This window comes from Bacillus sp. ES1-5 (assembly GCF_022487605.1).
GTDB lineage: Bacteria > Bacillota > Bacilli > Bacillales > Bacillaceae_G > Bacillus_A > Bacillus_A wiedmannii.
Window position 1 is genome coordinate 391,287 of record NZ_JAKVPU010000005.1, and the last position, 23,875, is coordinate 415,161.

The window sequence follows — 23,875 nt, forward strand, 5'->3', positions numbered from 1 at the left end:
AAAAATATTTATTTCAGAAAATTTTATCAATAAATATATTGCGAAAATTCAAACTGTATCATATATTTATTAGTAGAGGCTCACTCATTGATTGCGACTTATGTCGAAAAATTGAATGAGCATTCATTCAAGAATAGGGGGAGAATTGGATGTTCCAAATTAAAAAGGCTGCTGTTCTAGGTTCAGGCGTAATGGGTTCAGGGATTGCGGCACACTTAGCTAATATTGGTATTCCGACATTATTGCTTGATATTGTACCACCTGCGCTAACAAAAGAAGAGGAAGCGAAGGGACTTACATTAGAACATAAAAGTGTGAGAAATCGTTTTAGTAATACGGCTGTGCAAAAACTATTAAAGCAAAAACCAGCTCCTCTGACAGTGAAAGGAAATTTAGCACTGATTGAAGCAGGTAACTTAGAAGATGATCTTGAGCGTCTAGCTGATGTAGATTGGATTATTGAAGTAGTAGTTGAAAACTTAGATATTAAAAAGAAACTATTTGAAAAAGTAGATGCTGTTCGTAAAACGGGTTCTATTGTAAGCTCGAATACGTCAGGCATTTCAGTAGAAAAAATGGCAGAAGGTCGTTCAGACGACTTCCAGAAGCACTTCTTAGGCACACACTTTTTCAACCCACCACGATATTTAAAACTTCTAGAGGTAATACCGACGAAAGAAACAGATCCACAAGTATTAAGCTTCATGAAACTATTTGGCGAAGACGTTCTTGGAAAAGGCGTTGTTATCGCAAAAGATACACCAAACTTTATTGGAAACCGCATCGGTACGTACGGTTTATTAGTAACTCTTCAAGAGATGATAAAACGAGGCTATAGCATTGGGGAAGTTGATTCTGTAACAGGCCCACTTATTGGTCGTCCGAAGAGCGCAACGTTCCGTACATTAGATGTTGTTGGTTTAGATACATTCGTACACGTTGCAAATAACGTATATGAAAACGTACAAGAAGAAGAGCGTGATGTATTTAAAGTACCAGCTTTCATGCATGATATGCTTGATAAAAAATGGCTTGGAAGCAAAACAGGTCAAGGCTTCTTCTTAAAACAAGGAAAAGAAATTTTAGAACTAAATCCTGAAACGATGGAATACGAAGCTCGCAAAAAATTAAAAGCTGCATCTATCGAGTTAAGTAAACAAGAAAAAGGTTTATCGAATAAATTGAAAGCGCTTGTATACGCGAAAGACCGCGCAGGAGAGTTGTTATGGAACATCATCACACCAACTCTTTTATATTCTGCAAAACTTCATAAAGAAATTGCTGACGATATCGTTGCAATTGACCAAGCGATGAAGTGGGGCTTCGGCTGGGAGCAAGGACCATTTGAAGTTTGGGATGCAATCGGCGTTGAAAAGTCCGTTCAAAAGATGGAAGAAAACGGCGTAGTTGTTCCGACTTGGGTGAAAGAAATGTTAGAGAAAGGTTTCACTACTTTCTACAAACATGATAACGGAGATAGCTACTATTACGATAATGGCGAATATAAGCTAATCGAACGTAATAAAAAGGCAATTTCTCTTAAACAATTAAAAGCGAAAAATGGCGTATTAAAGAAAAATAGCGGAGCGAGCTTAATCGATTTAGGCGACGGTATCCTTTGCTTAGAATTCCATTCGAAGAGCAATGCAATCGGTATGGATATTACGCAAATGATTAACTACGCTGTTGATGAAGTAGAAAAGAATTATAAAGGTCTTGTTATCGGTAACCAATCGAAGAACTTCTGCGTTGGTGCGAACCTAGCAATGATCTTAATGGAAGCACAAGACGACAACTACTTTGAAATTGAGTTGGTTGTGAAAAACTTCCAAGATGCAATGACGAAAATTAAATACTCTTCTAAGCCAGTTGTAGCAGCACCATATGGTATGACGCTTGGCGGAGGTACAGAAGTTTGTTTACCAGCAGCTAGCATTCAAGCTTCTAGCGAAACGTATATGGGCTTAGTAGAAGTTGGTGTTGGCTTAATCCCTGGCGGAGGCGGTAATAAAGAGCTATATATTAAACACTTAAATAAAATGCCAAACGGTGTAGAGTTTGATCTGCAAAAAGTTGCGAATAAAGTATTCGAATCTGTAGCGATGGCGAAAGTTTCTACATCAGCACAAGAAGCTGTATCGAACAACTTCTTAGGCGATAAAGACGGTATTAGTGTGAATGGTGATCACTTACTATATGATGCGAAACAAAAAGCACTTGCTTTATATGAAGCTGGCTATAAAGCACCAATCCGTAAAAAGATACCAGTTGTTGGTGAAACAGGATATGCAACTCTTGTACTTGGTGCAGAAGCAATGCATTTATCAGGTTACATTTCTGAACATGATCTTCACATTGCGAAGAAACTTGCATATGTCATTGCGGGCGGAAAAGTACCGTACGGAACAGAAGTTGATGAGCAGTATTTATTAGATGTAGAACGTGAAGCATTTATTAGCTTAGTAAGTGAGATGAAATCACAAGCAAGAATGCAGCACATGCTTGTAAAAGGAAAGCCATTACGTAACTAATAACGAGGGGAGATATCGTTCATGAGAGAAGCTGTCATTGTTGCGGGAGCAAGAACACCAATTGGAAAAGCAAAGAGGGGTTCATTAAAAACAGTTCGTCCTGACGATCTAGGGGCGTTAGTAGTAAAGGAAACGTTAAAGCGTGCGAATTATGAAGGACCAATCGACGATTTAATTTTCGGTTGTGCGATGCCAGAAGCAGAGCAAGGGTTAAATATGGCTCGTAATATCGGCGGACTAGCAGGACTTTCTTACGATGTTCCAGCTATTACAATTAACCGTTACTGTTCTTCAGGGTTACAAAGTATTGCTTACGGAGCAGAGCGCATTATGCTTGGTCACTCGGAAGCTGTATTATCAGGCGGAGCGGAATCAATGAGTTTAGTTCCGATGATGGGACACGTTGTTCGTCCAAATAGTCGCCTTGTAGAAGCAGCTCCAGAATATTATATGGGTATGGGACATACAGCAGAGCAAGTTGCTGTGAAATATGGAATTTCTCGTGAAGAACAAGATGCATTTGCAGTAAGAAGTCATCAACGTGCTGCGAAAGCATTAGCTGCAGGGAACTTTGCTGATGAGACAGTATCTGTAGATGTAACGTTACGTACTGTTGGATCAAACAATAAACTGCAAGAAGAAACAATCATTTTCGCACAAGACGAAGGTGTAAGAGCAGAAACGTCGCTAGACATTTTAGGTAAATTACGTCCAGCATTTAACGTTCGCGGTTCTGTAACAGCTGGTAACTCTTCACAAATGAGTGACGGTGCAGCATCTGTACTATTAATGGATCGTGAAAAAGCAGTGAGTGATGGCATGAAACCACTTGCGAAATTCCGTTCATTTGCAGTAGCTGGCGTACCACCAGAAGTAATGGGAATCGGTCCAATCGCTGCAATTCCAAAGGCGTTAAAATTAGCTGGTTTAGAGCTATCTGATATTGGCTTATTCGAACTAAATGAAGCATTCGCTTCTCAATCGATCCAAGTTATTCGTGAGCTTGGTTTAGATGAAGAAAAAGTAAACGTAAACGGCGGTGCAATCGCACTTGGACACCCACTTGGCTGTACAGGAGCAAAACTAACACTATCTCTTATTCACGAAATGAAACGCCGCAACCAACAATTCGGTATCGTAACAATGTGTATCGGCGGCGGAATGGGAGCAGCAGGCGTGTTTGAATTACTATAAAAAAAGTGGAAGTGGCTTGCTCGGAACAGGAGGGCGTTGGAAGCCCTGACGAAGAGGCGCTAAACCAAAGAATGGAATCAACAAAGGTTTATAAAAAATAAAATTGAGAGCCAGCTTCTTTCAAAAAAGAAAGAAGCTGCTCATGAAAATATGAAGGAGGAAATTTTCATGGAAAAAACAGTAGGAAATGCGGTTAAAGGCGGTAGCTTTTTAGTTGATGAGATTACGATTGATCAAGTGTTTACGCCAGAGGATTTTTCATCTGAGCATAAAATGATTGCAAAAACGACAGAGGACTTTATCGTAAATGAAGTTCTTCCAGAGCTTGAATATTTAGAGCAACATGAGTTTGATCGTTCTGTTCGTCTTTTAAAAGAAGCTGGGGAACTTGGTTTATTAGGCGCTGACGTACCAGAAGAGTACGGCGGAATTGGTCTTGATAAAGTAAGCTCAGCGTTAATCGCAGAGAAATTCTCTCGCGCTGGTGGTTTTGCAATTACTCACGGTGCTCACGTAGGTATCGGATCATTACCAATCGTATTATTCGGTAACGAAGAGCAGAAGAAAAAGTATTTACCATTACTTGCAACTGGTGAAAAATTAGCTGCATACGCATTAACAGAGCCAGGTTCAGGATCTGACGCATTAGGTGCAAAAACAACGGCACGTTTAAATGCAGAAGGTACACATTACGTATTAAATGGTGAAAAGCAATGGATTACAAACTCTGCATTCGCTGACGTATTTATCGTATACGCAAAAATTGATGGAGAGCACTTCTCAGCATTTATCGTAGAGAAAGAATATGCTGGCGTATCTACAAGCCCAGAAGAAAAGAAAATGGGTATTAAATGTTCTTCAACTCGTACGTTAATTTTAGAAGATGCATTAGTACCGAAAGAAAACTTACTTGGTGAAATCGGTAAAGGTCATATTATCGCGTTCAACATTTTAAATATCGGTCGTTATAAATTAGGTGTTGGCACAGTTGGATCTGCGAAACGTGCAGTAGAAATTTCAGCACAATATGCAAACCAACGTCAACAGTTCAAACAACCAATCGCTCGCTTCCCATTAATTCAAGAGAAACTTGCGAATATGGCAGCGAAAACATATGCAGCTGAAAGCTCTGTATACCGTACAGTAGGTTTATTCGAAAGCCGCATGAGCACATTATCTGAAGAGGAAGTAAAGGATGGTAAAGCAGTAGCAGCTTCTATCGCTGAATATGCAATCGAGTGCTCTTTAAATAAAGTATTCGGTTCTGAAGTACTAGATTATACAGTAGATGAAGGTGTTCAAATTCACGGTGGTTACGGATTTATGGCAGAGTACGAGATTGAAAGAATGTACCGCGATTCTCGTATTAACCGTATTTTCGAAGGAACGAACGAAATTAACCGCCTAATCGTACCAGGTACGTTCTTACGTAAAGCGATGAAAGGTGAATTACCACTTCTTCAAAAAGCACAAAAATTACAAGAAGAGTTAATGATGATGATGCCAGAAGAAGTAGGCGATGAGCCATTGGCACTTCAAAAATATTTAGTAACTAACGCGAAGAAAATCGGCTTAATGGTAGCTGGATTAGCTGCTCAAAAATACGGCAAAGCATTAGATAAAGAGCAAGAAATTCTTGTGAATATCGCTGACATCGTAAGTAACCTATACGCAATGGAGTCAGCTGTTCTTCGTACAGAGAAAGCAATTAAAACAACTGGTCTTGAAAAGAATAAACAAAAAGTGTTATACACTGAAGTATTCTGCCAAGAAGCATTTAACGAAATCGAAGCAGATGCGAAAGAAACACTTATCGCAGTTGAAAACGGCGACATGCTGCGCATGATGTTATCATCATTACGTAAATTAACTCGCCACACACCACTTAATGTAATTCCGAAGAAACGTGAAATCGCTGCGAAAATTTTAGAAGATGAGCGTTACACAGTTTAATAGCTGTAAAGAAAAGTAGTCGTATAAACGGCTACTTTTCTTTTTTTTATGTAAAAATGAAATTTTTAGTGGCAAAAAACTAATACCATTAGTATAATGAAACTAATGGTATTAGTTTTCGTGAAAAGGGAGCTGGAAATATGAGAGTGATACATGAAAAAACGGTATATCAATTGTCATTTTTGCCAAGAGTGTTTCCTGTGAATTGTTACTTTGTCGAGGAAGAAGATGGTTTAACTTTAATTGATGCGGCTTTGCCATATAGCGCAAAAGGAATTTTACAGGCGGCTGAGAAAATAGGGAAACCCATTACTAAGATTGTATTAACACATGCGCATGATGATCATATTGGTGCATTAGACGCATTAAAGGAAGTACTTCCTAATGTTCCAGTCTATATTTCTAAGCGGGACGCAAAGCTGTTAGAAGGAGATACGTCGTTACAAAAGGATGAACCAAATATACCAATAAAAGGCGGGGTACCTAAAAAGGTAAAAACGGTACCTGATGTTTTATTGGAAGATGGCGACCGAGTTGGATCGCTTCTTGCGATTATGACACCGGGACATACGCCAGGATCCATGTCGCTTCTTGATGTACGAAATAAAGCTCTTATTGTCGGGGATGCCTTCCAAACAAGAGGGGGTATGGCTGTTTCGGGACAAATGAAATTTTGGTTTCCGTTTCCTGCAATGGCGACGTGGAGCAAAGAAATATCATTACAAAGTGCAGAAAAGCTAAGCGAATATGAGCCTTCCTTACTTGCGGCAGGACATGGGAAAATGATAAAGGATCCAGGTGCTATTATAGAGCTTGCTATTAAGGAAGCTAAGCGGAATATAGAAAGTAGAAAAGAGGGTTAATTTATGTCACCGAGAATCGGACTTACATTACAGAAAATTGTAGAAACAGCAGCAGAAATTGCAGATATAAATGGAATACAAGAAGTAACGTTAGCTTCATTAGCGCAAACATTAGGGGTACGTTCGCCGTCGCTATATAATCATGTGAAAGGTTTACAAGATGTACGGAAAAATCTTGGTATGTACGGAATAAAAGAGCTGCATAACAGACTGGAAGAAGTGACCGAGGATAAACGTATGGATGAAGCAATTCATGCATTAGGAGAAGCATATGTAGCATTCGTACGCAAACATCCTGGACTGTATGAAGCAACCTTTTTACGAGATGAAGAAGTAAGAAAAGCAGGTGACGGAATTGTAAAGCTTTGTCTGCAGGTTTTACAACAATACGGCTTAGAGGGAGAGAATGCACTTCATGCGACGCGTGGATTTAGAAGTATTTGTCATGGATTTGCGTCGATTGAACAGCAGGGTGGATTTGGTTTGCCGCTAGATTTAGATACAAGTTTACATGTATTATTGGAAACGTTTATTAAAGGATTACATGTAATGAGAGATTGAATAAGAAGCGAGACAACATGAAACCTTAGAAGTGATTCTAAGGTTTTTTTAGTGCATAGGATTCCAAAAGAACGGTAGGTGGGAGGATTAAAGTTTTACTTTACTGATGTTAAAAATAGTTTACATGATGTTAAAAAAAAATTACAATAAAAATATAGAAAATAATGTAAAACAAGGAGAGGTTATGAAACAGAGTGGGAATTTACAAAATAATCTCGTTGTACTTAGAGCAGAAAAACGCTGGTCACAAACGGATTTAGCGAACAAAGCTGGGGTAAGTAGACAAACGATCGCCTCAATTGAAGCGAATCGTTACAATCCATCTGTAATTTTAGCTTTTGAAATTGCGCATATTTTAGGTAAGGAGTTTCATGAAGTTTTTCAATATAAGATAGAGGGGGAAACGGAATGAGTATTGTAATAGGGATCATAATCTCAGTAGCAGGGCTAATAGGTGTTTTATATTCAACACGTTTTCAGAAGAATGAGGGGGAAGATGAAAGAGGCGAGCATATTACAGGGAATGCAGCTAAAATTTCATTGTTTGTATTTTTATTTCTATATTTAGTTATCTTTTTAATCGGGAATCTATATTCATTGACAGGCGAACAGTATAAGTTAGCAAATGCATTTTTATTAGCTGGAGTACTTTGTTCGTATGCTTTAACTATTGTAGTTTTGAAAAGAAGATATTAGATGAAAAAGAGTCTCTAATGGTTTAGAGGCTCTTTTTTGTGAAATAATATCATTTTGCAGGTTTGAAAAATGTGTATATGGCTAAGAAAAAGCAAACGAAACTGAATGCGATAGAATCTTGATAGGGGTTAGGTTCAGGGCCTTTCTGGATTTCTGTAAGGAAGTCATGTGTTTTCATATTCATTTCTCCTTTAATTAATAAGTTTTATATGATGCGAGGGTTATGGTGGATAGATAAGAAAGTTTTGAAATTTCATCTAATAATTATTCTATAGTAATCTAATCCCAAAAACTATATCATACAAAGCTTTCATGATATGTAAAATTGCATATTATTCTTTTTGGAAAATTTTTTATATTATCTATATATTTGTATTAAATGGTTTTTATTAAGGTAATGAAAACAAATGGAGGAATAGTATGAGAAAAACAGTATTAGACGCGTATAATGCAGAAAGAGAAGTAGATAACATAACATATAAAAATCTAGTTATAACGATTGCAAGCATTCTAGGGTTCTTACTCTTAGGGGGATTATTCCTTGCTTTAGCCCTTGGAATTTTTGGAGAAGAGGTATTACGTGCTAATTTAGAGGGATATTATTTACTTCTATTTGATGCAGCTGTTGTTACTATTGTTTTATTTGCTTATAAACCAGTGCTTCATTTTATTAAGAACATATGGGGTGTATCTGTTTTAAAAAAATGGGAAAACCTACTTGTATTTATTAATAGGTTTTATCATCATTGCATTAACTCAGTATGTAATGTTAGAGTTGTTTAGCTTTGAAAGTGCAGAGCAGCAACGAGATCAATTAGGGAGCTTAGGACTTCAAAATAGTCTACAAAGTATTATATATGTGTTAAGTGTTGCTATAATTACACCAATTAAAGAAGAAATTTTATATAGAGGTATTTTGTATCGATTTTTTGAAAAGAAATATAGTTTTCTAGTTGGTATCATTATTTCTTCCTTTATCTTTGGGATTCTTCATGGTGGTTTTCCGGTTACGGCAATGATTATGGGGATTGTATTTGCTATGTTATATAAGAAAACACAATCTATTGTACCTAGCATCATTTTACATATTGTATGGAACCTACTTGTGAGTATAAGTATGATTGTTTCTTTATAAAATTGAATGAATATTTAGCAGAAAAGATGAATGGCCTAGCTATTCATCTTTTATTTTGTTTATATGTGGGAAAAGTTGATGAATACAATCCAAAAAGAACCAAATACTAATGATGAATGAACAAAGAAAGGCGGGTATGTTATATGCAAAACTTAACAGAGCTTGAAGTAGAAAACTTACGTCATTTAATTGGTGGACACGCAACAATTATTAACAAGTTGGAGCAGTATGCACAGACGTGTACAGACCCACAACTGAAACAAATGCTACAAAAAGATGCGCAAGATGCACGAAATACGAAACAACAATTAATGACTTTCCTAGGATAGGAGGAAACGACAGATGAATGAAAAAGATATGGTAAATGATTATTTAGCAGGATTGAATGCAAGTTTAACAAGTTATGCAAATTATATTTCTCAGTCTGATAATGAACAGTTACATCAAACGTTAATCCAAATTCGTAATCAAGATGAGATGCGTCAACGTAATATGTATGAGTACGCAAAGCAAAAGAGTTATTATAAGCCAGCTGCACCTGCTAACCCAATGATTGTACAGCAATTAAAAGGTCAATTAAGTGCGGAATAATGGGATGAAAAAACGAGCGAGTGAAGTCGCTCGTTTTTTTGTTTTGGGCATGTCAATAAATATATAATAAATATTTTTTCAGTTGTAACAAATATGACGAAAATGGAATATGACAATTCACAAAAAGGACAAAAGTTTGCTCAATATTTCACAAAGTATCCATGGTTTATATCGTGGGAATCTCTATAATTAGGAGTGTAAAGAACAAAAGAAATAGATTATATGATCAATTAGGAGAGATTGCTATGAAAAGAAATACAAGAAAAATTGCAATTATCGGTACTGGATTAGTTGGATCAAGTTGTGCATATTCAATTGTAAATCAAGGCATTTGCGAAGAACTATTATTAATTGATATAAATCATGAACGTGCAGTTGGGGAAGCGATGGATTTATCACACTGCATTAACTTTACAAATACAAGAACGAAAGTATATGCAGGAAGCTATGAAGACTGCAAAGATATGGACATCGTTATTATTACAGCAGGACCAGCACCAAAACCTGGACAAAGTCGCTTAGATACTTTAGGAGCGAGTGCGAAGATTATGGAAAGTATTGTTGGCGGCGTAATGGAAAGTGGATTTGATGGCATTTTCTTACTCGCATCGAACCCAGTTGACATTATTACATATCAAGTGTGGAAGCTATCTGGATTACCTAGAAATCGTGTGATCGGTACTGGTACATCACTAGATTCTTCTCGCTTAAGAACAATTTTATCTGAAATGTTACATGTAGATCCTCGTAGTATTCATGGGTATTCATTAGGAGAACATGGTGATTCTCAAATGGTTGCTTGGTCTCACGTAACTGTTGGTGGAAAGCCAATTCTACAAATTTTAGAAGAGAAAAAAGACCAATTTGGTGAAATAGATTTAGATGAAATTGTTGAGAAGACTGCAAAAGCTGGATGGGAAATTTATAAACGAAAAGGTACTACTTATTACGGAATCGGAAACTCTCTAGCTTATATTGCGAGTTCAATCTTTAACGATGATCACCGTGTGATTGCTGTATCAGCCATTTTAGATGGGGAGTACGGTGAATATGATATTTGTACAGGAGTGCCAGCTATTATTACTAGAGATGGTATGAAAGAAGTTGTAGAACTAAACTTAACAGAGGATGAAGAATCTCGATTCGCAAAATCAAACGATATTTTACGTGATTATATGAAAACAATTGGTTACTAACTTATAGGAGAAGGTGAAACAAATGAAGGAATATATAATGTCTCGTGTATTTAAAGCATCAGCTGGAATCGCACAAGGTATTTTCGTATCCCTTGGAATTGGTTTACTAATCGAAAATATAGGAAGAATTGTTGATATTCCATTGCTTATTACAATCGGAGTTGTTGCAAAATCACTTATGGCACCAGCCATTGGTGCCGGAATTGCTTTTATGCTCGGTGCAAATGGTCTTGTAATCTTCTCGGCTATGGTAGCTGGAGCGATTGGTGCCGGATCCATTTCAATTACTGAAGCAGGTCTAATCATTAAAACAGGTGAGCCAATCGGTGCATTATTAACAGCAACTTTAGCTGTATATATTGGTAAACGTTTAAGTGGAAAAACTGCGTTAGATATGATGCTCGTTCCATTTGCGGCCATATTAGGTTCTGGTTTAGTTGGTATTTGGTTATCTCATAATATTACTCCTGTTTTAAATACAGTTGGAGCATTCATTAAAGATAGCTCAGCTGGTAGCCCATTTATCGCTTCTATCGTCATTGCAGTCGTTTGGGGACTATTACTTATCTCTCCAGCTTCATCAGCTGCGTTAGCGATCGCACTTAGCTTAGACGGTGTTGCAGGTGGTGCTGCTCTTGCCGGATGCGTTGCTCAGTTTATCGGATTCTCTGTTATCTCAGCGAAAGAAAATAATTTAGGTGGCATATTAGCTCAGGCGCTTTGTACTCCGAAAGTGCAGTTGCCAAATATTACTAAAAATCCAATGATTCTCGTCCCAACTGTCGTCGCCAGTGCTATAGTTGGTCCTGTATCCGCATTAATTTTCCAACTGGAAGCAGGAAAAGAAATTGCAGGTCTTGGATTAAGCTCTCTTATCGCACCAATTAATTTAATTTCTAGCGAAGGATGGGAAGTTGTCCCAGCGATGGTCATCACTTATATCATCATTCCAGTAGCTGTTTCTTATATACTTTACATTGCTCTTAAAAAAGCAGGTCGTATTCATTCTGGTGATATGACTGTACCGCAATCTTAAATTGAACATCTCCTTTTATATAGAGAAAAGCAGACTGGAAGCCACAGTCTGCTTTTTACATTTTATGATTTTGTTTTACTGGAACACGTACCGTTTCTTTTGCTAATAAAAGCTGCACGCCGAAGTAAAGTATGCTTGCAAGCGTCATTCCAGAAATAGCGTCTACAAATGCGTGTTGCTTCGTAAATAGCGTTGATAAAATAATAAGCGTACCGAAGAACATAAGGATATAATATTCAAAAGCATGTTGTTCTCTACGTTTAAAGGCAGCTAGCATAATGACAAAGGTAGTAAGAACGTGAATGCTAGGGAAACAGTTTACCGGTTGATCGATACTATAAATATAGCGGACTAGTTCGGAAAATACGTCTGATCCAACGACTGTTGGACGTGGTACAGTTGTCTGCCAAAAATAATAAATAGAAAAACAAGCAAGTTTTCCAAGAATTACACTACTTAAAGTAACATAATATTGTTTTCGATCAGCAAAGCAATAATAAATAAGTGCGCCGTATAAGTATGGAAACCAAAGTAAATAAGGAATAATAAATGCTTTCACAAATGGAATCCAATCATCTACTACAGTTGTGACATCTACTGCGTGTACAGTAGATTTATTTAATACATCGTAAAGGGGACTTACGAGTACGAGTAGAAGTATATAACTTAACGGAAAAAAAGATGAAAGTTTAAATTTCTTCATGATAATCTCCTATGTGTAGTAATGTACGTAAATTCAATTGATTATAATATAGAAACGTCATTTGAGCTATCGATTTTACTTACATTTTCTTGAATTAACCTTACGTTTTCGTCACTTGACTTAAAAGAAGGGGAGGGTGCTAAATGAAGCGTTTATCGTATTTCTTATTTTTTATATTGATATGCCTAGTGAGTGCTGGGTGTGCAAAGGATAAAGAAGGAGAGAAATTAGAATATAACGGAAGAGCACTCGTAATTGGAGTTGTTGGAGAAAAGCCGAAAGATACGTTTAGGAATATAAAGTTTGAGGAAATAAAGTTAGAGGAACTGGAAAAGAAATCTAAGGAAGTGGATGGTTTCTTAATAATGAAAGATTACTTTCAAGAAGCCTCAACAGAGCAGTATAAAAATGTATTTTCATCGTTAAAGAAACCAGTGTTTTTTATCGGTTTGCAAGATAAATCATATTCAACGTTTATTACAAAAGGGATAGAGTATAACAGTGCACGAAAAGATGTAAATGCTATGTATACGCAAGGATTTGCAAATATTGGAAGTGGTGAAGGGCAACAATGGGCAGTTGGTTTATCAAATGGTGGAAATACTGAAGAAAGCATTCATAATATGTATATCGTAGTATTTCGAACAATTGCAGATTATTTAAGTCGATGATGAGGGAGCCTGTAAAAGGGTCCTTTTTATGTTTAATCAAACGTTTGTTTAAGGTGTATGTTCGGTAGGAAGAAACCGATGTAGCTCAAGGGCTAAAAAAGAAAAATGTGGAATTAATCAAACGTTTGTTTAAGATGTATGTTCGGTGGGAAGAAATCGATGTAGCTCAAGAGCTAATAAAGAAAAATAGGGAGTTAATCAAACGTTTGTTTAAGATATATGTTCGGCGAGTGATGAGAGAAGAATCTAAAAAAATTTATATATTTATTTTTTCTTAACAAATGGCGGAAAAATAAGAAAAATTTGCAGGATTATTAAAAATTATCACGAAATAAGTAAAAGTTTAGCGAATAATCGTTTGAAATAATAAAACGTTTTCTATATGATAAAGGTAAAGGTTAGTAAAAAAGTAGGTGAATTTATGACAGTAACATTTTATTCATATCCAAAGTGTGGCACATGTCAAAAAGCAAAGAAATGGTTTGAGACAAACGATGTAGCATATGAGATGATTCATATTGTTGAAAATCCACCATCAAAAGAAGATTTACGTAATTTACATGAAAAAAGTGAATTACCATTAAAAAAATTCTTTAATACAAGTGGAATGCGTTACCGCGAACTTGGTCTGAAAGATAAGTTAAAGGATGCAAGTGAAGACGAAATGTACGAACTTTTAGCATCTGATGGCATGTTGATTAAGCGTCCAATCGTAACAAATGGAACGAATGTAACACTTGGTTTTAACGAAGAGCAGTTTGAAAGTGTGTGGAAAAAGTACCAATAAGGTATTTTTACATAATTAATACATTCACTGGAGGTACAGTCATGAGCATTCCAAATAATTTACGTTACTCTGAAGAACACGAATGGGTAAAAACTGAAGGTAATGAAGTTGTTATCGGTATTACTCACTTTGCACAAGGTGAGCTAGGCGATATCGTATTCGTTGAACTTCCTGAAGTAGGTGCAACAATCGAAGCTGACGAGCCATTCGGAAGCGTAGAATCTGTTAAAACAGTTTCTGAGTTATACGCACCTGTAAGTGGTAAAGTTGTAGCAGTAAACGAAGAATTAAGTGACCAACCAGAACTTGTTAACGAATCTCCATACGAGGGTGCATGGATGGTTAAAGTCGAACTTTCTGATGCAAGCCAAGTTGAGAAGTTATTAACTGCAGAAAAATATGCAGAAATGACAAACCAAGACTAATTATAGTCGACTAAAGGACAGCCTTTGTGCTGTCCTTTTTTATTTTGTGTAAAATAATGAATGTAGAACCATATACTAATTATCGTGTAGGAGAACGTTTTTGAAAAAACTTTTTCGTCTAAGTTTTTATTGTCCATCTTCAGCAGCTAGAACAGTCGGTCACTTCACTCCTTCACTTGAGGCAAAAGTACCTCTAGTTCAGGTGTCCTCTTGTTCTAGTCGAGCCGCTTTTCTTTATTGTCCATCTCCAGCGGTTAGATTGTTCGGTGGTTTCGCTTCTTCCCACAAGGCAAAAAGCGCCTTTACGTCAGCAGCTCCATCCCCCTCACAATCTGTTCGAGCCGCTTGCGCTTTTCTTTATGATCCATCTCCAGCGGCTAGAACAGTCGGTCATTTCACTCTTTCACTTGAGGCAAAAAGCGCCTCTAGTTCAAGAGTTCCAATGCCCTCTTGTTCTGAACGAGCCGCTTGCGCTTTTCTTTTGCAAAAATAAACAGGAAACAACATGAAAATAACGAATATACTATATACTAAGTTAAAGGTTGTATAGTATATGGTGATCGGGTGATGACATATGATTTATGTGGAAAAAGTCATTATTGTAGAAGGTAAATCAGATAGAAGAAAGATTGAATCTATTATTCGTGAACCGGTGGAAATTGTTTGTACAAATGGTACAATTGGTTTATCGAAAATGGATGAGCTCATTGATCAGTTTTTTGATAAGGAAGTGTATGTACTAGTGGATGCTGATGATGCTGGAGAAAAGTTAAGGAAACAGTTTCGAAAAGAATTTCCGCAAGCAGAGCATATTTATATTGATCGCTCGTACCGAGAAGTGGCAACTGCGCCATCTTCACACTTAGCAAATGTATTATGGGGAGCTGACATTGACGTTTATACAGAATATTTACGGTAAGGAATGATAGAAGTGATTGATTGGACAGGAGCCGAAGCTACAGCCCTAATAGAGAACGAAGAAAAAACAGTGTTATATGTATATACTCCAATGTGTGGAACATGCCAATTAGCAAAAAAGATGTTAACAGTCGTTGAGATGACAATTGAAGACCTCCAAATTGGAATGTTAGATTTAAATTATGCTCCGCATTTAGCGAAAGAGTATGGAATCGAAAGTGTACCGTGTTTACTTGTTTTTGAAAATGGGACACTCATAAAGAAAATATATGCATTTCATTCGGTTGAATATTTATATACGGAATTAAAGTAGGCGGCAAAGTTTTTGCCGCCTCGACATATTTCTCGGGAAATATGTCGAGATGCAGGGTGATTACAGTATTTGTCGAGCGAAAGTAACAGGATTGCTCTTTAGTGAGAGGGAATGGTATGTGTAATAGAAAGTGATATGAAGGATGTGATTTAGGATGAAATTATATTCTTTGCTGCAATCATTTGTAAATTACGCTAATGGTCAATATCATTTAGAGCCGCTTTTAAGACAAGGAGAAAAAACTGTTAATTTCCGCTTTGGAGATGAAAGTTGTTCGCTACAAATTTCAAGAGATTATATAGAGCTGCTACATGAGGAACGAGGAACAGAGCAAATCGTTTGTTTAGATGAGGAAGATGTAAAACAATTGGTGAACGGCAATGTACGATTGCAAATGTTAATGAACGATGGACGTGTACAATATTCGGGAACGTATCGAACGATGCTATTAGTTGAATCGATGTTTCATATATGTAAGCCGATGTCAGTGGGTGCTTAAAAGTCTGAAGTTTCTTTTTTTACGAAAATTTCTGTTGACATGGCGTATGGATATTGATACAATTCAATTCATAAAATATAGACAATTTCATAAATTACAAATCAGACGAAAATGTAATCTGATTTCTCTTATCAAGAGAGGTGGAGGGACTGTGCCCTGTGAAGCCCGGCAACCGTCAACTTATGTTGAAATGGTGCCAATTCCTGCAAAGCAAATGCTTTGAGAGATGAGAGAGAGGGATAATGTTGTTATATACGCATATAAACCTTTCTGCTTCTCTAAAAGCGGAAAGGTTTTTTTGTTGTTTGAATGTGGAGGACATTCAAATAATAAAAGTAGTGATAACGGTGGACTACACGCATTAAACATAAAAAATTGCGGAGTCGATCTAAACAAAAAAAGGGGTGATACACCATGATTTTATTAGAGAATGTAAAGAAAATATATAAAGCAAAAAGCGGTGATGTCACTGCTGTAGATAATGCCAATTTAAAAATAGACAAAGGTGAAATATTTGGTGTTATCGGATATAGTGGTGCTGGGAAAAGTTCTTTAATTAGATTATTCAATCAGTTAGAGAAACCAACTTCTGGCCAAATTACAATTGCAAATCGTGTGATTTCAGCAATTACAGGGAGTGAACTTCGTAAGGCAAGGCAAGAAATCGGAATGATTTTTCAGCACTTCAACTTACTTTGGTCACGAACTGTACGCGAAAATATCGAGTTCCCACTTGAAATTGCAGGTGTTGATAAGGCGAAGAGAAGAAAACGAGTGGATGAGTTAATTCATCTTGTTGGATTAGAAGGAAGAGGAGACGCGTATCCATCTCAGCTAAGCGGAGGACAAAAGCAACGTGTTGGGATTGCGAGAGCATTAGCTAACAACCCACAAGTACTTTTATGTGATGAAGCAACATCAGCTCTTGATCCAGAAACGACAGATCAAATTTTAGATTTGTTATTAGATATTAATAAGCGTCTCGGCTTAACAATTGTGCTCATTACACACGAGATGCACGTGATTCGAAAGATTTGTAATCGTGTTGCGGTAATGGAGAAAGGAAAGATTGTAGAAACAGGTCCAGTACTTGATGTATTCCGCAATCCACAGAAAGACATTACAAAGCGATTTGTACAGCAGTTAACGGATTCTGAAGATACAAATGAAACGATTGAAAGTTTAATTGAAAAGTATCCAGATGGTAAAGTAGTTCGTTTGCAGTTTATCGGTGAAGCTGTAGAAAGACCAGTACTTCAAAGATTAATGCAACGCAGTGATATAGAAGTTAGCATTTTGCAAGGAAACATCGCCCAAACAAATAACGGCTCTTACGGTAGTTTAGTTGTTCATTTAAATGGTGAGGAAACAGCGATTCAGCAAGCAATAGAGGGAATACATCAAGATCAAGTAGAGCTGGAGGTGATTGCACATGGATAAGTTAATCGCAAATGTTGATTGGAATCAAATGTTAGAAGCAACTGGTGAAACGTTATATATGACGGCAATCGCAGCTCTTGCCACATTTGTTTTAGGACTAATTTTAGGATTGTTACTCTTTATGACAGCGAAAGATAATTTATGGGAAAACAAAGCGGTTAACACGGGGATTGGAGCGTTCGTAAACATTTTCCGGTCGATACCATTCATCATTTTAATCATTTTATTAATCCCATTCACAAAGATTCTGCTTGGAACAATTCTTGGAGCGAGTGCAGCGTTGCCAGCTTTAATTATTGGAGCGGCACCATTTTACGCAAGAATGGTTGAAATTGCACTTCGTGAAATTGATAAAGGTGTAATTGAAGCTTCAAAAGCAATGGGAGCAAAAACAAGTACAATTATTTTGAAAGTGTTAATTCCAGAATCGTTACCAGCATTAGTATCGGGTATTACGGTTACGACAATTGCTTTAGTAGGCTATACAGCAATGGCGGGAGTTGTTGGTGCTGGTGGCCTTGGAACACTTGCTTATTTAGAAGGATTCCAACGAGGAAATAACGATGTAACAATCGTTGCGACAATTTGTGTATTACTAGTTGTATTTTTCATTCAGTGGATTGGTGATAGTGTAACGACTCGAATAGATAAACGATAATAAAAAACGGGAGGATGTTTCAAATGAAAAAATTATTACTTACAGCACTTATTTCAACTTCAATTTTTGGGTTAGCTGCTTGTGGCGGGAAAGATAAAGATGAAAAGAAACTAGTTGTTGGTGCTTCTAACGTACCGCACGCTGAAATTTTAGAAAAGGCAAAACCGTTACTTGAGAAAAAAGGCATTGAATTAGAAGTGAAAAAATTTCAAGATTACGTGTTGCCAAATAAAGCGTTAGCGGATAAGGAGTTAGACGCCAACTACTTCCAGCACATTCCGTATTTAGAAAAAGAAATGAAAGATAAAAAGTATGACTTTGAAGTAGCAGGAAAAATTCATTTAGAACCGATTGGTGTGTACTCTCAAAAATATAAGAGCTTAAAAGAACTTCCGGACGGAGCAACAATTATTATGAGTAATTCTGTTGCTGACCATGGACGCGGTTTAGCAATTTTACAAAAAGAAGGCATTTTAAAAATTAAAGATGGAGTAGATCCAGTTAAAGCAACTCCAAAAGAAATCGCGGATAATCCGAAAAATCTAAAATTCAAAACAGATATCGAGCCTGGTCTATTACCACAAGTGTATAACAATAAAGAAGGCGACGCTGTTTTAATTAACTCGAACTATGCAATTGATGCGAAATTAAATCCAGAAAAAGATGCAATTGCGATTGAAGGAAATGATTCTCCATATGCAAACGTAGTAGCTGTTCGTAAAGGTGATAAAGATAAAAAAGCGATTAAAGAGCTTGTAGAAGTATTGCATTCAAAAGAAATTGAAGACTTTATTACTAAAGAATATAAAGGAGCAGTTGTTCCTGTAAAAGAATAATTGCTGAAAAAGGGCTGGTGTATGCCGGTCCTTTTTTCTAACTACATAACTATAAGGGAGAAGGGGACATCATATGAAAAAGATTCTACTGTCAGTTGTTACAGCACTGTCTGTATTTACATTAGCTGCTTGCGGGGGGAAAGATGAGAATAAGCTTGTTGTGGGAGCTTCTAACGTGCCGCACGCTGTTATTTTAGAAAAGGCACAGCCGATATTAGAGAAAAAGGGTATTAAATTAGAAATTAAAAAATTCCAAGATTATGTTCTGCCGAATAAAGCATTAGCGGATAAGGAAATTGATGCAAACTACTTCCAGCACATTCCTTACTTAGATAAAGAAATTCAAGAAAAGGGATATAAAATTGTAAACGCAGGAAAAATCCATTTAGAGCCAATGGGCATTTATTCTAAGAAATATAAAAGTTTAAAAGAACTTCCAGATGGCGGAACAGTTATTATGAGTAATAACGTAGCGGAGCGTGGCCGTATGCTCGCATTGTTACAAAAAGGCGGCGTTATTAAATTAAAAGACGGTGTAGATGTTGTTAAAGCAACAGTGAAAGATGTTGTAGAAAATCCGAAAAACTTAAAGTTTAAAACAGATGTAGAGCCTGGATTGTCACCAAAGCTGTATGAAAATAATGAAGGCGATGCTTTATTCATTAATTCAAACTATGCAATTGATGCGAAGTTAAATCCAACAAAGGATGCAATTGCGATTGAAGGATCAGACTCTCCGTACGCAAATATTATTGCAGTTCGTAAAGGTGACGAGAAGAAAAAAGAAATTAAAGAATTAGTAGAAGTACTGCATTCAAAAGAAATCCAAGACTTTATTAATAAAGAATATAAAGGTGCTGTACTTCCGGTAAGTGAATAAACACAAGGAAAGGACTGGAAAATTACCAGTCCTTTTTTCTTTATATAAATAAGAAGAAAGGTGTATCATATAAGGATGCAAGGGAAATACTTATATACATTTGTGAAAAAATTGTTACTTTTTTTCGTCGTTTGCGATATCATTTTATTTGATATAAGATTAGAATGAGAATAAAATGAGAATATGAACGTTTTAGGAATTTTTAAAATGTATATATAGGATTAATGGAGGTATTGAGATGGCTGGTTCTACATTAACGGTTAAAGACTTACACGTATCAATTGATGGCAAAGAAATTTTAAAAGGTGTAAACCTTGAAGTAAAAGGTGGAGAAATCCACGCAATTATGGGACCTAACGGAACAGGTAAATCAACTTTATCTTCTGCGATTATGGGTCACCCAAAGTATGAAGTAACAGAAGGTAGCATCATCATCGACGGTGAAGATGTATTAGAAATGGAAGTAGACGAGCGCGCACAAGCAGGTCTATTCCTAGCAATGCAATATCCAAGTGAAATTAGCGGAGTAACAAACGCTGACTTCTTACGTTCTGCAATTAACGCACGTCGTGAAGAAGGCGATGAAATTTCTCTTATGAAATTTATCCGTACATTAGATAAAAACATGGAATTCCTAGAAATGGATCCAGAAATGGCACAACGTTACTTAAACGAAGGTTTCTCTGGTGGAGAGAAAAAACGTAACGAAATTCTTCAATTAATGATGATTGAGCCAAAAATCGCAATCTTAGATGAAATCGACTCAGGTCTTGATATCGATGCATTAAAAGTTGTATCTAAAGGTATTAACCAAATGCGCGGCGAAGAGTTCGGTTGCCTAATGATTACGCATTACCAACGTTTATTAAACTACATCACTCCAGACTTCGTTCACGTTATGATGAACGGTCGTATCGTTAAATCTGGTGGCCCTGAGCTTGCACAACGTCTAGAAGCTGAAGGTTACGACTGGATTAAAAAAGAATTAGGTATTGAAGACGAAACAGCAGAGCAAGAAGCGTAAGAGAGGAGCATAAACATGACAATCGGTACATTACCTTTCGATCAAGAAACAATCCGTCAGCGCGCAAGCGAAGTAAACGAAGCTGCTTGGTTGACTGAGTTCCGCTTACAAGCTCTTGCACAAGCAACTGAACTTCCAATGCCAACGCCTGATAAAACGAAAATTGAAAAATGGGACTTTATCGGAAAAGGCGACGCTGCTAAGCAAGAGCCTGTAAGTTCTTTAACAGAGCTTCCAGAAGCAGTGAAAAACTTAATCGATGAAAATAACAGCGTATTAGTACAACGTACTGGTACAACTGCATTCGTTTCTTTAGCAGACGAAGCAAAAGAAAAAGGTGTTATTTTCACAGATATCGTAACAGCAGCAACTGAGCATGCTGAACTATTACAAAAGTATTTAATGAAAGACGGCGTGAAAGTAGACGAGCATCGTCTAACTGCACTTCATGCTGCATTAATCAACGGCGGTGCATTTGTATATGTTCCGAAAAACGTTGTTCTTGAAACTCCACTTCAAGCTGTATTCTTAGTAGACGGCGAAGAAGCTAACGTATATAACCACGTATTATTCGTAGCTGATGCGAACAGTACTGCAACTTATGTAGAAAACTACGTTGCAAATGAAAATGCTAAAGGTATTGCAAATATCGTAGCAGAAGTAATCGTGGAACAAGGCGCACAAGTGAAATTCGGTGCGGTTGATCTATTAGCAAAAGATGTAACAACTTACGTTAACCGCCGCGGTGTTGTTGGACGCGACGGCCGCATTGATTGGGCTCTAGGTCTTATGAATGACGGAAACACAATTTCAGAGAACGTTACGAACTTAATGGGCGACGGTTCATATGCTGATACGAAAACAGTAACAATTGGCCGTGGTAACCAAACACAAAACTTTACAACTAAAGTTGTTCACTTCGGTAAACACTCTGAAGGTTGGATTTTAAAACATGGTGTACAAAAAGATAGTGCAACATCTATCTTTAACGGAATTGGTAAGATTGAACACGGTGCATCTAAATCAAATGCACAACAATCTTCTCGCGTTCTTATGTTAGATGAAAAAGCTCGTGGGGATGCAAACCCAATTCTTTTAATCGACGAAGATGATGTAATGGCAGGTCACGCAGCTTCAGTAGGCCGCGTAGATCCATACCAACTATACTACTTGATGAGCCGTGGTATTCCAAAACGCGAAGCAGAACGTTTAGTCATCCATGGATTCTTAGCACCTGTAGTAAATGAGCTTCCAATTGAAGGAGTAAAGGCACAGCTTGTCGAGGTAATTGAAAGGAAAGTTCGCTAATGAATATTCATGAAATACGCAAACAGTTTCCAATTCTTGATCAAAAAGTGAACGGCAAACAACTTGTATATTTCGATAGTGCAGCAACTTCTCAAAAACCAATTCAAGTCATTGAAACGTTAGAACGTTACTATAAAGAATATAATTCTAACGTGCATCGCGGTGTTCATACGCTCGGTACGAAAGCTACCGACGCGTATGAAGGTGCACGCGAGAAAGTTCGCAAGTTTATTAACGCGAAATCAATGGAAGAGATTATTTTCACGCGCGGAACGACAACTGCATTAAATACAGTAGCGGCTAGCTATGGTCTTGAAAATGTAAAAGAAGGCGATGAAATCGTTATTTCTTACATGGAGCACCATAGTAACATCATTCCGTGGCAACAAGTTGCTAAGAAAACTGGTGCAACTTTAAAATACCTTCCGCTTCAACCAGACGGTACAATTTCTTTAGAAGATGTTCGTCAAACAGTTACACCGAATACAAAAATCGTTTCTATTATGCAAGTATCAAACGTACTTGGAACGATTAACCCTGTAAAAGAAATCGGAGCAATCGCACATGAAAACGGTGCAATCATGATCGTTGATGGAGCACAAAGTGCACCTCATATGAAAGTGGATGTACAAGATTTAAACTGTGATTTCTACGCATTATCTGCTCATAAGATGTGCGGACCTACAGGTATCGGCGTATTATATGGTAAAAAAGAATTGCTGAACAATATGGAGCCAATTGAATTTGGTGGTGAAATGATTGATTTCGTAGATTTACAAGAATCTACTTGGAAAGAGCTTCCGTGGAAGTTTGAAGCAGGTACGCCGATTATCGGTAATGCAATCGGACTTGGTGCGGCAATTGATTTCCTAGAAGAAATCGGTCTTCATAATATTGAAAAGCATGAACATGAATTAGCGCAATATGCTTTAGAAAGACTATCAGAAGTAGATGGCGTTACAATTTATGGTCCAAAGCATCGCGCTGGTCTTGTTACATTTAATATTGAAGACGTACATCCTCATGATGTAGCAACTGTATTAGATGTAGAAGGCATTGCGGTTCGCGCAGGACACCACTGTGCACAACCGCTTATGAAGTGGCTGAAAGCTTCTTCTACAGCACGTGCGAGCTTCTATTTATATAATACAAAAGAAGAAATTGATACATTTGTTGAATCGCTAATCAAGACAAAGGAGTATTTCACAAATGTCATTTAATAATTTAGATACGTTATACCGTCAAGTTATTATGGATCATTATAAGAATCCTCGTAACAATGGCGTGTTAGAAGATAGTGTTACTGTTAACTTGAACAATCCAACTTGCGGCGATCGTATTCAACTTACGATGAAAGTAGAAGAAGGTATTGTGCAAGAGGCGAAGTTTGAAGGAGAAGGGTGTTCTATCTCAATGTCTTCAGCTTCAATGATGACACAAGCAGTAAAAGGTAAGAAAATTGAAGAGGCACTTCAGCTTTCTAAAATTTTCTCTGACATGATGCTAGGAAAAGAGTACGATGACAGCATTGATTTAGGAGATATTGAAGCATTACAAGGCGTATGCAAGTTCCCTGCACGTATTAAATGTGCAACATTAGCGTGGAAAGCGTTAGAAAAGGGCTTAAACGAAGATAAGTAATGTTAAAGGTTCCTAA

At 37.1% G+C, this 23,875-nt stretch carries 26 protein-coding genes, 1 pseudogene and 1 riboswitch; of the genes and pseudogenes, 26 read left to right on the forward strand and 1 reads right to left on the reverse strand.

Translation table 11 applies throughout. The features are described from left to right. Nucleotides 1-149 precede the first annotated feature (149 nt). The 12 genes and pseudogenes from MKO96_RS18865 (at nucleotide 150) to MKO96_RS18920 (ending at nucleotide 11,756) form a co-directional block, all read left to right on the forward strand. Entirely contained in the window at nucleotides 150-2,531 is a 2,382-nt protein-coding gene (locus tag MKO96_RS18865; RefSeq protein ID WP_088060076.1) for a 3-hydroxyacyl-CoA dehydrogenase/enoyl-CoA hydratase family protein, read from the forward strand. Between the two features lie 21 nt (nucleotides 2,532-2,552). Continuing rightward, entirely contained in the window at nucleotides 2,553-3,725 is a 1,173-nt protein-coding gene (locus MKO96_RS18870) for an acetyl-CoA C-acetyltransferase (RefSeq protein ID WP_001206340.1), read from the forward strand. A 168-nt stretch (nucleotides 3,726-3,893) separates the two neighbouring features. Then, nucleotides 3,894-5,678 (forward strand): acyl-CoA dehydrogenase family protein, encoded by a 1,785-nt coding sequence (locus tag MKO96_RS18875; RefSeq protein WP_000416287.1) that lies wholly within the window; start codon nucleotides 3,894-3,896, stop codon nucleotides 5,676-5,678. A gap of 140 nt (nucleotides 5,679-5,818) precedes the next feature. Further along, on the forward strand, nucleotides 5,819-6,541 hold the full coding sequence (locus MKO96_RS18880; RefSeq protein WP_240588344.1) for an MBL fold metallo-hydrolase: 723 nt from the start codon (nucleotides 5,819-5,821) through the stop codon (nucleotides 6,539-6,541). Nucleotides 6,542-6,544: 3 nt separating this feature from the next. Further along, nucleotides 6,545-7,102 (forward strand): TetR/AcrR family transcriptional regulator, encoded by a 558-nt coding sequence (locus MKO96_RS18885; RefSeq protein ID WP_240588345.1) that lies wholly within the window; start codon nucleotides 6,545-6,547, stop codon nucleotides 7,100-7,102. Between the two features lie 184 nt (nucleotides 7,103-7,286). Continuing rightward, complete coding sequence (locus MKO96_RS18890) at nucleotides 7,287-7,514, forward strand: helix-turn-helix transcriptional regulator (RefSeq protein ID WP_240588346.1); 228 nt, start codon at nucleotides 7,287-7,289, stop codon at nucleotides 7,512-7,514. After that, on the forward strand, nucleotides 7,511-7,798 hold the full coding sequence (locus MKO96_RS18895) for a DUF2178 domain-containing protein (protein ID WP_016085685.1): 288 nt from the start codon (nucleotides 7,511-7,513) through the stop codon (nucleotides 7,796-7,798). Before MKO96_RS18890 ends, MKO96_RS18895 begins: the two co-directional genes overlap by 4 nt. 420 nt (nucleotides 7,799-8,218) lie before the next feature. After that, nucleotides 8,219-8,933 (forward strand): annotated as a pseudogene (locus tag MKO96_RS18900) (CPBP family intramembrane glutamic endopeptidase). A 143-nt stretch (nucleotides 8,934-9,076) separates the two neighbouring features. After that, on the forward strand, nucleotides 9,077-9,262 hold the full coding sequence (locus MKO96_RS18905; RefSeq protein ID WP_001180555.1) for a hypothetical protein: 186 nt from the start codon (nucleotides 9,077-9,079) through the stop codon (nucleotides 9,260-9,262). Nucleotides 9,263-9,275: 13 nt separating this feature from the next. Further along, entirely contained in the window at nucleotides 9,276-9,524 is a 249-nt protein-coding gene (locus tag MKO96_RS18910; protein ID WP_001002991.1) for a spore coat protein, read from the forward strand. Between the two features lie 245 nt (nucleotides 9,525-9,769). Continuing rightward, nucleotides 9,770-10,720: an L-lactate dehydrogenase gene (locus MKO96_RS18915; protein ID WP_048566625.1), complete on the forward strand. Its 951-nt coding sequence runs from the start codon at nucleotides 9,770-9,772 to the stop codon at nucleotides 10,718-10,720. Between the two features lie 22 nt (nucleotides 10,721-10,742). Then, complete coding sequence (locus tag MKO96_RS18920; RefSeq protein ID WP_000666176.1) at nucleotides 10,743-11,756, forward strand: PTS sugar transporter subunit IIC; 1,014 nt, start codon at nucleotides 10,743-10,745, stop codon at nucleotides 11,754-11,756. Between the two features lie 55 nt (nucleotides 11,757-11,811). Here the strand turns inward: MKO96_RS18920 and MKO96_RS18925 are convergent, their stop codons facing one another. After that, nucleotides 11,812-12,459, reverse strand: a complete 648-nt coding sequence (locus MKO96_RS18925) for a phosphatase PAP2 family protein (protein WP_087982862.1) — start codon at nucleotides 12,457-12,459, stop codon at nucleotides 11,812-11,814. A 143-nt stretch (nucleotides 12,460-12,602) separates the two neighbouring features. Between MKO96_RS18925 and MKO96_RS18930 the strand changes: the two genes are divergently transcribed. From MKO96_RS18930 to sufU, 14 genes are all read left to right on the forward strand, one after another. Beyond that, on the forward strand, nucleotides 12,603-13,130 hold the full coding sequence (locus tag MKO96_RS18930) for a hypothetical protein (protein ID WP_087982860.1): 528 nt from the start codon (nucleotides 12,603-12,605) through the stop codon (nucleotides 13,128-13,130). Nucleotides 13,131-13,551: 421 nt separating this feature from the next. After that, nucleotides 13,552-13,917, forward strand: a complete 366-nt coding sequence (locus MKO96_RS18935; protein ID WP_240588347.1) for an arsenate reductase family protein — start codon at nucleotides 13,552-13,554, stop codon at nucleotides 13,915-13,917. A 41-nt stretch (nucleotides 13,918-13,958) separates the two neighbouring features. Then, complete coding sequence (gcvH, locus tag MKO96_RS18940; RefSeq protein WP_000026896.1) at nucleotides 13,959-14,342, forward strand: glycine cleavage system protein GcvH; 384 nt, start codon at nucleotides 13,959-13,961, stop codon at nucleotides 14,340-14,342. Nucleotides 14,343-14,916: 574 nt separating this feature from the next. After that, nucleotides 14,917-15,261, forward strand: coding sequence for a toprim domain-containing protein (locus MKO96_RS18945; protein WP_000640866.1), 345 nt, complete (start codon nucleotides 14,917-14,919; stop codon nucleotides 15,259-15,261). A gap of 3 nt (nucleotides 15,262-15,264) precedes the next feature. Further along, nucleotides 15,265-15,573, forward strand: a complete 309-nt coding sequence (locus MKO96_RS18950; RefSeq protein WP_240588348.1) for a thioredoxin family protein — start codon at nucleotides 15,265-15,267, stop codon at nucleotides 15,571-15,573. A 154-nt stretch (nucleotides 15,574-15,727) separates the two neighbouring features. After that, on the forward strand, nucleotides 15,728-16,072 hold the full coding sequence (locus tag MKO96_RS18955) for a hypothetical protein (RefSeq protein ID WP_000781215.1): 345 nt from the start codon (nucleotides 15,728-15,730) through the stop codon (nucleotides 16,070-16,072). Between the two features lie 125 nt (nucleotides 16,073-16,197). Continuing rightward, nucleotides 16,198-16,305, forward strand: a riboswitch (SAM riboswitch). A gap of 181 nt (nucleotides 16,306-16,486) precedes the next feature. Continuing rightward, nucleotides 16,487-17,512, forward strand: a complete 1,026-nt coding sequence (locus MKO96_RS18960) for a methionine ABC transporter ATP-binding protein (protein ID WP_000601756.1) — start codon at nucleotides 16,487-16,489, stop codon at nucleotides 17,510-17,512. Then, entirely contained in the window at nucleotides 17,505-18,170 is a 666-nt protein-coding gene (locus tag MKO96_RS18965; RefSeq protein WP_142287541.1) for a methionine ABC transporter permease, read from the forward strand. The genes MKO96_RS18960 and MKO96_RS18965 overlap by 8 nt, the downstream gene beginning before the upstream one ends. A 23-nt stretch (nucleotides 18,171-18,193) precedes the next feature. Continuing rightward, nucleotides 18,194-19,006, forward strand: a complete 813-nt coding sequence (gene metQ, locus MKO96_RS18970) for a methionine ABC transporter substrate-binding lipoprotein MetQ (protein ID WP_240588349.1) — start codon at nucleotides 18,194-18,196, stop codon at nucleotides 19,004-19,006. Between the two features lie 73 nt (nucleotides 19,007-19,079). Further along, on the forward strand, nucleotides 19,080-19,886 hold the full coding sequence (gene metQ / locus MKO96_RS18975) for a methionine ABC transporter substrate-binding lipoprotein MetQ (RefSeq protein ID WP_087986017.1): 807 nt from the start codon (nucleotides 19,080-19,082) through the stop codon (nucleotides 19,884-19,886). 238 nt (nucleotides 19,887-20,124) lie between these two features. After that, the gene (gene sufC / locus MKO96_RS18980; protein WP_000929162.1) at nucleotides 20,125-20,910 is read left to right on the forward strand and encodes a Fe-S cluster assembly ATPase SufC; all 786 of its coding nucleotides are present in this window, start codon (nucleotides 20,125-20,127) and stop codon (nucleotides 20,908-20,910) included. A 15-nt stretch (nucleotides 20,911-20,925) separates the two neighbouring features. Next, nucleotides 20,926-22,218 carry a Fe-S cluster assembly protein SufD gene (sufD, locus tag MKO96_RS18985; RefSeq protein ID WP_000152177.1) on the forward strand — a complete coding sequence of 431 codons (1,293 nt, stop codon included), beginning with the start codon at nucleotides 20,926-20,928 and terminating at the stop codon, nucleotides 22,216-22,218. Beyond that, nucleotides 22,218-23,438 carry a cysteine desulfurase SufS gene (gene sufS, locus MKO96_RS18990; protein ID WP_001020765.1) on the forward strand — a complete coding sequence of 407 codons (1,221 nt, stop codon included), beginning with the start codon at nucleotides 22,218-22,220 and terminating at the stop codon, nucleotides 23,436-23,438. Before sufD ends, sufS begins: the two co-directional genes overlap by 1 nt. Further along, a complete protein-coding gene (gene sufU, locus MKO96_RS18995; protein WP_000009525.1) occupies nucleotides 23,428-23,859 on the forward strand; it encodes a Fe-S cluster assembly sulfur transfer protein SufU in 432 nt (143 codons plus the stop codon). Before sufS ends, sufU begins: the two co-directional genes overlap by 11 nt. Nucleotides 23,860-23,875: the final 16 nt, after the last annotated feature.